Genomic DNA, 11,664 nt, shown 5'->3' on the forward strand with positions numbered 1-11,664 from the left:
AATGAAAGTAGTAGAAATAAAAGTAATTTATGAAAGTGATGATATAGAAAAGGCTACAAAAGAAATATCAGATATATTTTATGATTTTGGAGTTACAGGATTGAAAATTGAGGAACCTCTTTCTCATAAAAACCCATTGGATTTTTATAAAAATGAAAAAGATTTTTTAATGGTAGATCATGCTATATCAGCTTATTTTCCATTAAATCCTTATTCTGAAAAGAGAAAAAATACTATATTAGCAAGATTTCAAGAGCAATTTTCAGAAAGAGATGATATAATATATACTGTTGATTTTTATGAATATGATGAAGAAGATTATCAAAATAGCTGGAAAAAATATCTTTTTCCTGAAAAAGTAAGTGAAAAATTTGTAGTTAAACCTACTTGGAGAGATTATGAAGCAGAAGATGATGAACTTATAATAGAGCTTGACCCTGGAAGAGCTTTTGGAACAGGATCGCATCCTACAACATCTCTATGTCTTAAATTAATGGAAGAAAACATTAAAGAAGGAGACAGTGTAATAGATGTAGGAACAGGATCAGGGATACTTATGATAGCTGCTGATAGACTTGGAGCTTCTGAAATATATGGAACTGATATAGATGAATTAGCTGTAGAGTCTGCAAAAGAGAATCTTGAACTTAATAAAATTGATCAAAATAAGGTTAAAGTACTTAAAGGAAATCTTATATCTGTAGTAGAAGATAAAAAATTTGATGTAGTAGTTGCCAATATACTTACTGATGTACTTTTAATTTTACTGAATGATATATCTCAAATAGTAAAAAAGGATGGTCTTATAATTTTTTCTGGGATTATTGAAGATAAATGTGAACTTTTAAAAAAAGAAATAGAAATATTAGGATTTAAAATATTGAAAATAAGGTCTGATAAAGAATGGAGAGCAATGCTTATAAAAGCTAGGTAGAAATCAGGGGGAAAAATGGAAGAATTCATAGTAACAGTAGATGGTCCAGCAGGAAGTGGAAAAAGTACAATAGCTAAGATAGTTGCAGCTAAATATGGACTTACATATTTAGATACTGGAGCAATGTATAGAATGATTGCTTTATATGCTTTAAAAAATGATATAGATCTTGAAAATGAGAAAAGTGTAGAAGCAATGTTGGAAAATACAAAACTGGATATTGTAGAAAATAAATTTTTTCTTAATGGAGAAGATGTATCAGAAGAAATAAGAACACCTGAAGTAAGTGGAATAGTTTCTCCAGTAGCAGCTATAAAAGCTGTCAGAGTAAAACTTGTAGAACTACAAAGAGAAATAAGCAAAGGTAAAAAAACTATTTTAGATGGTAGAGATATAGGAACAGTAGTTTTTCCTAATGCACAAGTTAAGATATTTTTGATTGCTTCACCAGAAGAAAGAGCCAGAAGAAGACTTAATGAATATAAAGAAAAAGGGATAGAAGCTGATTTTGAATCTGTAATAACTTCTATAAAAGAGAGAGATTATATAGATTCTACAAGAAAAGAGAGTCCTCTTATGAAAGCAGATGATGCTGTAGAAATAGACAGCAGTGTGATGACAATAGAAGAAGTAGTTCAAGCTATATCTGAGTGCATAGACAGGAAGGTAAATTAGATGTTATACAACATTTTGAGAATATTGATTACACCATTTATATATATGTATATGCTTATAAATAAAGAAAAAAGAGAATTTTTTTATAAGAGGATGAATCAAAATTTAGATATACTGAAGAAAGAAGAATACATATGGGTACATTGTTCTTCAGTAGGAGAAGTAAATCTTTCAGAGGTATTAGTAAAGAAAATACTTTCTGAAAGAAAAGAAAGAATATTTCTTACAGTAATGACAGATACTGGGATTGAAACAGCAAAAGATAAATATAAAGATAATAATAGAGTAGACATCTTATATTTTCCTTTAGATGATAGAAAAATTATAAGAAGTATGTTGGAAAAAATACAAATGAAAATTCTTATTCTTATTGAAACAGAGATATGGCCAAATCTTATACATGAATCTCATAAAAAAGGAAGAGTAATAATAGTTAATGGAAGAATATCTGACAGAAGCTATGGAAGATATAAAAAATTGAGTTTTTATCTTAGAAATCTTTTTAAAGATGTAGATAGATTCTATATGCAGTCAAAACTTGATAGTGAAAAAATAATCAAAATAGGAGCAAATGAGAATAAAGTGGAAACTCTTGGAAATTTGAAATTTGATATAGAACTTGAAAAGTTTGATAAAAAAACTAAAGATGATTTTAAAAAATCTTTAGGTGTATATGGAAGAAAAATATTTACTGCTGGAAGTACAAGAACAGGAGAATATGAAACTATTTTTAAAGTTTTCAAAAAACTTACAAATACATTACTTGTACTAGTGCCAAGACATATTGAAAGAGTTCAAGAAATAGAAATTTTAATAAAAAAAGAAGGTATGACATATAAGAAATATAGCAAAATAGATAGTGACAATTTTGAAAAAACTGATATAATACTTGTGGATAAAATTGGTATATTAAGAAAATTATATTCAATTGCTGATATAGCATTTGTGGGAGGAACTCTTGTAGATATAGGAGGACATAGTCTTTTAGAACCACTTTTTTATGGAAAGACACCAATATTTGGACCATATTTGCAAAATGTAAAGGATATTTCAAAAGAGATATTGAAAAAAAATATAGGATATAAAGTAGAAAATGCAGATGAATTTTTAGAAGCTGTAAATAAAATAGAAAAAAATAGTGATACATGTAAAAAAAATATAGAAATTTTTTTTGAAGAGAACAATAAGACAGCTGAAAAAATTTTGCAGAGAATAGATAAACTTTTAAAGATGGAGGATTAATAGTGAATGACAGCATAAAAGATGAGTTGTGGAAACATTTTTTTAAAAATCCGAGAAAAAATTATAATCCATATATATTAAAACTCCTTGACTATCCAGAGTATATTATTTTTGATAAAGGGATTATGGATTCATATAAAGGAAGATGGAAGAAATTTTTTAAAAATGACAATCCTGTCTATCTTGAAATAGGATCTGGAAGTGGAAATTTTGCTCAAGGCATGGCAATTAGATATCCTGAAAGAAATCATATTGGACTTGAACTCAGATTCAAAAGATTGGTACTTTCTGCAACAAAAGTAAAAAGAGATAACTCTAAAAATGTTTTATTTTTAAGAAGAAGAGGAGAGGAGATACTTTCTTTTGTTGATGAAAATGAAATAGAAGGAATATATGTGAATTTTCCTGATCCTTGGGAAGAAAATGAAAAAAATAGAGTGGTGCAAGAAAGTTTCTTTAAAATACTTGATATAGTATTGAAAAAAAATGGGAAATTTTTTTTTAAAACTGATCATGATAAATATTATCAAGATGTTATTAATCTTGTAAATTCAATGGAAGGATATAAAGTAATATACAACACATCAGATCTTCACAACAGTGAAAAAGCAACAGATAATATTAAAACTGAATTTGAGCAGCTGTTTTTATGTAAACATAATAAAAATATTAATTATATTGAAATAGAAAAAATAAAATAACCGTAATAGGAGGTCTATATGGCAGGATATGTAGTAGTTGGTACCCAATGGGGAGATGAAGGAAAAGGGAAAATAATAGATGTTTTAGCAAACAAAGCTGATTATGTAGTCAGATTCCAAGGTGGAAATAATGCAGGGCATACAGTAGTAGTAAATGGAGAAAAATTTGTGTTACACTTACTACCATCTGGAATGCTTCATGGGAATGGAAAATGCATAATAGGACCAGGTGTTGTAATTGATCCTAAAGTTTTATTGAAAGAATTAGATACTCTTGAGGCAAAAGGAGCAAAGATAGATCATCTATTTATTAGTGACAGAGCTCATATAATAATGCCTTATCATGTAAGAATGGATGAACTGTGTGAAGAAAACAGTGGAGAACATAAAATAGGAACTACTAAAAGAGGAATTGGACCTTGTTATGCTGATAAAATTAATAGAATAGGAATAAGAGCAATAGATCTATTAGATATGAATATCTTTGCTGATAAACTGAAAAGAGGTCTTGAAGCCAAAAATTTAATATTTACTAAAATATATGAAGCTGAGCCTTTATCATTTGATACTATTTTTGAAGAATATAAAGGATATGCAGATAGACTTAAACATAGAATAATAGATTCTATTCCTGAAATAAATAAGGCTTTAGATGATGATAAATTAGTTCTTTTTGAAGGTGCACAAGCTATGATGCTTGATATTAATTATGGAACATATCCATATGTTACATCATCATCACCTACAACTGGAGGAGTAACTACAGGTGCAGGAGTATCTCCTAGAAAAATAACTAAGGGTATAGGAGTAATGAAAGCATATACAACAAGAGTAGGAGAGGGACCTTTTGTAACAGAACTTACAGATGAACTTGGAGAACAATTAAGAAAGATTGGATTTGAATATGGAGCAACTACAGGAAGACCTAGGAGATGTGGATGGCTGGATCTTGTAGTAGGAAAATATGCAGTGGATATAAATGGACTTACAGATATAGTTATTACTAAAATAGATGTTCTTAGCGGGCTTGATACTGTAAAAATATGTGTAGCATATGATATAGATGGTAAAAGATATACATCTGTTCCAGCATCAACAGAAATTTTAAGCAGAGCAGTACCTGTATATGAAGAATTACCAGGATGGAAAGAAGATATTACTCAAATGAAAAATTATGATGAGCTTCCAGAAAATTGTAAGAAATATATTAAGAGAATGGAAGAATTTTTGGGATGTCCAATAAGTGTTGTATCAGTTGGACCAGATAGAACACAAAATATTCATATAAGAGAAATTTAAAATTTGATTTAAGTGGAAAGGGAGAGTAAAAACCTCCCTTTTTATACAACTTATAAAAAATAATAATGTAAAGAAAAAACACTTGACATAAATTATAAAATTTTATATAATACATTGGTGATATGATGGAGTTAGATGAATTTTTAGAAGTTTCAACTCTTTTAGATTATTATAAAAATCTTCTTAGTGATAAACAGAGAGAATATCTTATAAATCATTTTGAAGATGATCTTTCACTATCAGAAATTGCTAAAAATAATGATGTGAGTAGACAAGCTGTTTATGATAATATTAAAAGAGGGATTAAGTTATTAAAAGATTATGAAGAAAAACTAGGTTTTCATGAAAGAGAGAAACAAGTTTATCAAGAACTTTTGGAACTAAAAAAAGATTTTAAAATAGAAAAATTAAACAATATAATTGAAAAGCTATTTTAGGTAGAGGTGAATATGTTAGATAATTTAGGTTCTAGATTTCAGGAAATTTTTAAAAAAGTAAGAGGTCATGGAAAACTAAGTGAAAGTAATATAAAAGAAGCTTTAAAAGAAGTAAGAATGTCATTACTGGAAGCTGATGTCAATTACAAAGTAGTAAAGGATTTTACAAATAAGATACTTGAAAAATCTGTAGGAACAGATGTATTGAAAGGTATAAACCCAGGTCAGCAGTTTATAAAAGTCGTAAATGATGAACTTGTTGAGCTTCTTGGAGGAACAAACTCAAGACTTACTAAGGGAGTAAGAAATCCTACTGTATTGATGCTTTCTGGATTGCAAGGGGCAGGAAAAACTACTTTTGCTGCAAAATTAGCTAACTATCTAAAAAAACAGGGAGAGTCTGTTTTAATGGTAGGAGCTGATGTATACAGGCCAGCAGCTATAAAGCAGCTTCAAGTATTAGGAGAGCAAATAGATGTTCCTGTATATGCAGAGGAAGATAATAAAGATGCAGTAGCTATCTGTGAACATGGACTATCTAAAGCAAAAGAATTAAACTCAACATATATGATAATAGATACAGCAGGAAGACTTCATATAGATGAAAAGCTTATGGATGAACTTAGAAATATTAAAAAAGCTGTAAGACCTCAAGAAATTTTGTTGGTAGTAGATGCTATGATTGGGCAGGATGCTGTAAATCTAGCAGAATCTTTTAATAATGTACTTAGTATAGATGGAATAGTACTTACAAAATTAGACGGAGATACAAGAGGGGGAGCAGCCCTTTCAATTAAATCTGTTGTAGGAAAACCAATAAAATTTGTAGGAGTTGGAGAAAGAATAGATGATATAGAACTTTTCCATCCTGAAAGACTTGTATCAAGAATTTTAGGAATGGGAGATGTAGTATCGCTGGTAGAAAAAGCACAAAGTGCTATAGATGAAGATGACGCAAAATCTTTGGAAGAGAAAATAAGAACACAAAAATTTGACTTAAATGATTTTTTGAAACAGCTTCAAAATATAAAAAAATTAGGTTCTCTTGGAAGTATTTTAAAAATGATACCAGGAATGGGACAAATTGGTGATATAGCTCCTGCTGAAAAAGAAATGAAAAAAGTGGAAGCCATAATTCAGTCAATGACTAAAGAAGAGAGAAAGAAACCTGATATACTTAAAGCTAATAGAAAAAGAAGGATAGCTTTAGGAAGTGGAACAGAAGTTGCTGATGTTAATAGACTTTTAAAACAGTTTGAGCAAATGAAAGGTATGATGAAGATGTTTAGTGGTGGCAAAATGCCGCAATTCCCAGGAATGAAAGGTGGAAAGGGAGGAAGATTCCCTTTTTAAGAAATAAATAAAATTCAAAGAAATAAAAGGAGACGTGAAACAATGTTAAAATTAAGACTTACAAGATTAGGAGACAAAAAAAGACCTTCTTATAGAATTGTAGCTATGGAAGCTTTATCAAAAAGAGATGGGCAAGCTATTGCTTATTTAGGTAACTATTTCCCATTAGAAGATTCTAGAGTAGTACTGAAAGAAGAAGAAATTATTAAATTCCTAAGTAATGGAGCTCAACCTACTAGAACTGTAAAATCAATTTTAGTTAAGGCAGGAGTATGGGCAAAATTCGAAGAAACTAAAAAAAAATAGTCTGAAAATATTATAAAGGGAGGCTTTATACCAAGGTGTAGAGCCTCTTTTTCTAATCTTTAGTTAGACAACAATTAAAAGATTTGGTATAATATAGAGAAATTCGTGTGAAAATTTATAATAATTTTAAGAAGGGGAAATATGGAAAAAATATATAATGTAGTAGCCAAAAACTTAGGCCTAAAAATATCTCAAGTTACTAATACAATGCAGCTTTTGGATGAAGGGGCGACTGTACCTTTTATTTCAAGATATAGAAAAGAAGTAACTGAAAATTTGGATGAGATAGAAATAGGAAAAATACTTGAAAGTGTAACTTATCTTAGAAACTTAGAAAAAAGAAAAGAAGAAGTAATAAGATTAATTGAAGAACAAGGAAAATTAACTGAAGAAATACAAAAAAGTGTTGAAGCAGCAGAAAAACTTCAAGAAGTGGAAGATATATATTTTCCATATAGAAAAAAAAGAAAAACTAAAGCTGATGTGGCTAAAGAAAGAGGACTGGAACCTCTTGCTGATGAAATGATGAAACTTTCAACAATGGAAAAAGTAATGGAAAAAGCTGGTGAATTTATAACAGAAGAAGTTTCTACTGTGGAAGAAGCTGTAGAAGGAGCTATGCTCATAATTGCTCAAAATATATCTGAAACTCCTGTATACAGAGAGCAGATTAGAGAAATAATGCTTAAATCTGGAATTTTAGTTACAAAGGAAACTAAAAAGGCTAAAGAACTAGATGTCAAAAAAGTATATGGAGATTATTATGAATATAAAGAGCCTGTCTCTAAAATGCCTCCACACAGAATACTTGCAGTAAATAGAGGAGAAAAAGAAGATATTTTATCAGTTTCTGTGACTCTTGATGAAATAAGCAGAAATAGAGTAGAAAATTTAATACTTAAGGATTTTCTTAATAAAAATCTAAAAGAAACTTATCTCAAAATAATAGGAGATTCTTTAGATAGACTTATTCTTCCTTCAATAGAAAGAGAAGTAAGAAATATTCTTACTGATAAGGCTGAACTTGAAGCAATAGCTGTATTTAAAGAAAACCTTAAAAACCTTTTAATGCAGGCACCTTTAAAAGAAAAAAATGTACTGGCACTTGATCCAGGATATAGAACAGGATGTAAAGTAGCAGTCATAGATAAAAATGGATTTTATAGAGAAAAAGATGTGTTTTTTCTTGTTGAAGAGATGCATTCTCCAAAACAACTCGCTGAAGCTGAAAAAAGGATAGTAGATTATGCAAAAAAATATGAGATAGATATAATTGTTATAGGTAATGGAACAGCTTCAAGAGAGACAGAAAGTTTTGTTGCAAATATAATAAAGAAAAATCATCTTTCTGTAAAATACCTTATAGCAAATGAAGCTGGAGCATCCATATATTCTGCTTCTAAAATAGCAGCAGAAGAATTTCCTGACTTAGATGTAACTGTAAGAGGAGCTATTTCTATTGGTAGAAGAGTACAAGATCCTCTTGCCGAACTTGTAAAAATAGACCCTAAATCAATAGGAGTAGGGATGTATCAGCATGATGTCAATCAAGGGCGTCTTGATGAATCTCTTGATTCTGTAATAACTTATGTGGTAAACAATGTGGGAGCTAATATTAATACAGCTTCTTGGGCATTATTGTCTCATATCTCAGGAATAAAAAAGAATATAGCTAAAAACATCGTTGATTATAGAAAAGAAAATGGGAACTTTGAAAATAGGAAACAGCTTCTTAAAGTAAAAGGAGTAGGTGCAAAAGCTTATGAGCAAATGGCAGGATTCCTTGTAATACCTGATGGAGAAAATGTTCTTGACAACACAATAATTCATCCAGAATCTTATCATATAGCAAAAGAAATATTGGAAAAAGCAGGATTTACATTAGAAAACTACAGAAAAGATTTAAATGGAGCAAGAGAAAAATTAAAGTCTTTTGATTATACTTCATTTGCTAAAGAAAAAGAATATGGAGTAGAAACTGTAAAAGATATATATCAATCTCTTATTAGAGATAGGAGAGATCCTAGAGATAGTTTTGAAAAACCTTTATTGAAATCAGATATACTTAAAATAGAAAATTTACAAGTAGGAATGGAAATAGAAGGAACAGTGAGAAATGTTGTTAAATTTGGGGCTTTTGTGGATATTGGACTAAAAAATGATGCGTTACTTCATATTTCTGAAATATCTAATAAGTTCATAGATGATCCAAGCAAAGTTCTTTCAGTAGGACAAATTATAAAAGTTAGGATTAAAGATATAGATAAAGAGAGAGAAAGAGTGGCATTAACTAAAAAGGAGATTTAATTGATGAGAATAAAAAAGAATTCTCTTCTTATTAAAATAATATTTTATAATGATATAGCAATAATGATAACTTCTGTTACTATTGCTCTTTTTCTGATTTTTATTTCTTTTGAAAGTCTTGAAAATAAAGTAGTAGATTCAGGAAGAGATAAAATAATTCTTTTGAATAGAGGTTACAATGCTGCTATTATAAATGCAAAAGATGATCTTTTTCAAGTATCTAGAAATATAAATGTACTTGCAGGAAAAAATTTAAATAATACAATTACTTATAATGCTGTGGCAAAACTTATAAGAAACCAACTTACTAAAAAAAATCTTAAAATGTATTCAGAAAGTTTAATCACTATAGTTTCTGCTGATGGAACTACACTAGGAGAATCTGGAAATGGAAAGGATTATTTCAGAATAGATGAAAGAAGTAAACATATACTTGAAAGAAATCTTTCAAGAAGTGAAAGTGAAATGAGTAATTATTATTTTTCAAAAGTAGGTAAAGACATATATGCAAGAATACTTTTACCATATACTTCAGAAGGGAATAATAGCAAAAAAAAATATATTGTGATGACTATGCCAATAAATGATAATGTTTTAAATGAATTGAGAAATTTTGTAGGTTTAGCTGATGAAGATAAAATATTCTTAGTGGTTGATAATACATATCAATTAGGAGATATGGAATTAAAAAAAGGTGAAAGATTTTTTAAAAAGAGATTGAACTGGGAACATGATTATTTTTATGGAAAAAAAACAATAAATAATAAAGCTTACTATCTTTCAATGTATAATATTCATAATTATAATAAACAGTATATAGGAAATATAGGAATAGCACTTTCTGGTGACAGCATACTTAGAACAAAAGTTAAAGTTTCATTCTCAATACTCTTAATAGTAGTAGGACTTATAGTAACAAGTACAACTATATGCGCACGTATATTTTATGAACTTTTATCTCCTCTTAACAAGCTTATAGATGCTGCAGAAGGAATAAGTAAAGGAAATTATGATTTCACTCTTAAAAGTGAAGATGTAGAAGAAATAAGAACACTCTCTAAATCTTTTGAGCAAATGGCTGAAAGTGTTAGAAATAATGAAGAAATTATGAAGGAAAAAAATATAAAACTACAAGAAAATCTTAATAGGATTGATGCTATTGAAAAAATTCTTATGGGTTTACAAATAGAAGATGATATAAATTTAACTGTGAGAAGTCTACAATCAGCATTTACTTCGGAAATGGGCTTAGGGTACAGCAGAGCTATGTATTTTAGATACAGTAGAGAAATAGATACTCTTGTGGGAGAATGTTCTCATGTAAACAGTATAGTAAAAAATAATATTATGAAAGCTGAAAAAGAAGAGAGTAATGGATTTGAATTCCAGATAAGTACCCTTAATAAGTTAGTTACTTTAATTAAAGTTCCTTTTAAATATGATAATCTTTTAGGAAAAGCCTTAAAGGAAAAGAGAATTATCTATCACAATGATAAAGGATATAGGTATAATCTTGGAAATGATCTTTTTAAAAGTTTAGGAATTAATAATTTTTTGATATTTCCTGTATATACAGAGTCTAGAAATTATGGATGTATACTTGTTGATTATTTTGGAAAAGACAATGTAATCTCTCAAGAAGAAGCTGAGCTTATGACATTATTATGTATAAATACTTCTATCAGAATTGGAAATAAAATGTTGGAAGAGGAAAAAATTGATTACGAAAGAACTGCAACAATTGGAAAACTTGCAGATAGATTTTTTGGAAGAAGAGAAGACTCATTAAAAAAAATGCTCTCTATTCTTAAAAAAATGGGAGAATGTAACCATAATAATGATTGTCTTAAAGATGGAATAAAATCTATAAAGGATGAAGTAATTAAAATAAAATATGAAAATTCTGTATTAAAGGAATATTCTAAAAATTATGAAAATAACATGGAAGTAATAGAATTTGAAAAATTTTTATATGACATAATAGAAAAAATGCAGCCTGATTTAGAAGCTAATAATATAACACTTTCTATGTTTATCAATTATAATGGAAAGATAGTGGGAGATAAAAAACAGCTTGAAAAGGTATTTCATGAGTTAATAAAAAATGCTAAACAAGCTGTTTTAAATAAAAATATAAGCAGTAAAAAGATTAATTTAATAGTAATGAAAGATAAGAATATAGATAAAATAAGGATAAATATAATAGATAATGGAATTGGGATGACTGAAAAACAACTTTCCAATATATTTGATCCATTTATAAGTTTTAATGAAAATACTCCTGGATTAGGACTTGCAATAGTTGATAGAATTATAAAAAACCATCATGGAGTAATTAAACTTTCATCTAAAATAGATGAAGGAACAGATGTAAAAATAACTTTAAATGTATATAAGGAGGAGATTTAAC

The 11,664-nt window shown here is 28.6% G+C and carries 10 protein-coding genes; all 10 read left to right on the forward strand.

The features are described from left to right. Nucleotide 1: 1 nt before the first annotated feature. The 10 genes from prmA (at nt 2) to E6771_RS00815 (ending at nt 11,663) form a co-directional block, all read left to right on the forward strand. Nucleotides 2-934, forward strand: coding sequence for a 50S ribosomal protein L11 methyltransferase (gene prmA, locus E6771_RS00770; protein WP_316088910.1), 933 nt, complete (start codon nt 2-4; stop codon nt 932-934). Nucleotides 935-949: 15 nt separating this feature from the next. Next, nucleotides 950-1,609, forward strand: a complete 660-nt coding sequence (gene cmk / locus E6771_RS00775; protein WP_316088911.1) for a (d)CMP kinase — start codon at nt 950-952, stop codon at nt 1,607-1,609. Next, complete coding sequence (locus tag E6771_RS00780; protein ID WP_316088912.1) at nt 1,610-2,851, forward strand: 3-deoxy-D-manno-octulosonic acid transferase; 1,242 nt, start codon at nt 1,610-1,612, stop codon at nt 2,849-2,851. Nucleotides 2,852-2,853: 2 nt separating this feature from the next. Beyond that, nucleotides 2,854-3,552 carry a tRNA (guanosine(46)-N7)-methyltransferase TrmB gene (gene trmB / locus E6771_RS00785; RefSeq protein WP_316088914.1) on the forward strand — a complete coding sequence of 233 codons (699 nt, stop codon included), beginning with the start codon at nt 2,854-2,856 and terminating at the stop codon, nt 3,550-3,552. Nucleotides 3,553-3,570: 18 nt separating this feature from the next. Next, nucleotides 3,571-4,851 carry an adenylosuccinate synthase gene (locus E6771_RS00790; RefSeq protein ID WP_316088915.1) on the forward strand — a complete coding sequence of 427 codons (1,281 nt, stop codon included), beginning with the start codon at nt 3,571-3,573 and terminating at the stop codon, nt 4,849-4,851. A 125-nt stretch (nt 4,852-4,976) separates the two neighbouring features. After that, a complete protein-coding gene (ylxM, locus tag E6771_RS00795) occupies nt 4,977-5,288 on the forward strand; it encodes a YlxM family DNA-binding protein (protein ID WP_316088916.1) in 312 nt (103 codons plus the stop codon). A 12-nt stretch (nt 5,289-5,300) separates the two neighbouring features. Further along, on the forward strand, nt 5,301-6,641 hold the full coding sequence (ffh, locus tag E6771_RS00800; protein WP_316088917.1) for a signal recognition particle protein: 1,341 nt from the start codon (nt 5,301-5,303) through the stop codon (nt 6,639-6,641). 42 nt (nt 6,642-6,683) lie between these two features. Further along, nucleotides 6,684-6,947, forward strand: coding sequence for a 30S ribosomal protein S16 (gene rpsP / locus E6771_RS00805; protein ID WP_316088918.1), 264 nt, complete (start codon nt 6,684-6,686; stop codon nt 6,945-6,947). Between the two features lie 141 nt (nt 6,948-7,088). Beyond that, on the forward strand, nt 7,089-9,254 hold the full coding sequence (locus E6771_RS00810) for a Tex family protein (RefSeq protein WP_316088920.1): 2,166 nt from the start codon (nt 7,089-7,091) through the stop codon (nt 9,252-9,254). A gap of 3 nt (nt 9,255-9,257) precedes the next feature. Next, on the forward strand, nt 9,258-11,663 hold the full coding sequence (locus E6771_RS00815) for an ATP-binding protein (RefSeq protein WP_316088921.1): 2,406 nt from the start codon (nt 9,258-9,260) through the stop codon (nt 11,661-11,663). Nucleotide 11,664: the final 1 nt, after the last annotated feature.

The sequence above is a fragment of the Fusobacterium sp. genome, from assembly GCF_032477075.1.
Lineage (GTDB): Bacteria > Fusobacteriota > Fusobacteriia > Fusobacteriales > Fusobacteriaceae > Fusobacterium_A.

Coding starts and splice junctions, on each gene's coding strand:
- prmA (WP_316088910.1), top strand. CDS start 2: ATGAAAGTAGTAGAAATAAAAGTAATTTATGAAAGTGATGATATAGAA.
- E6771_RS00815 (WP_316088921.1), top strand. CDS start 9,258: ATGAGAATAAAAAAGAATTCTCTTCTTATTAAAATAATATTTTATAAT.
- rpsP (WP_316088918.1), top strand. CDS start 6,684: ATGTTAAAATTAAGACTTACAAGATTAGGAGACAAAAAAAGACCTTCT.
- E6771_RS00810 (WP_316088920.1), top strand. CDS start 7,089: ATGGAAAAAATATATAATGTAGTAGCCAAAAACTTAGGCCTAAAAATA.
- ffh (WP_316088917.1), top strand. CDS start 5,301: ATGTTAGATAATTTAGGTTCTAGATTTCAGGAAATTTTTAAAAAAGTA.
- cmk (WP_316088911.1), top strand. CDS start 950: ATGGAAGAATTCATAGTAACAGTAGATGGTCCAGCAGGAAGTGGAAAA.
- E6771_RS00790 (WP_316088915.1), top strand. CDS start 3,571: ATGGCAGGATATGTAGTAGTTGGTACCCAATGGGGAGATGAAGGAAAA.
- E6771_RS00780 (WP_316088912.1), top strand. CDS start 1,610: ATGTTATACAACATTTTGAGAATATTGATTACACCATTTATATATATG.
- ylxM (WP_316088916.1), top strand. CDS start 4,977: ATGGAGTTAGATGAATTTTTAGAAGTTTCAACTCTTTTAGATTATTAT.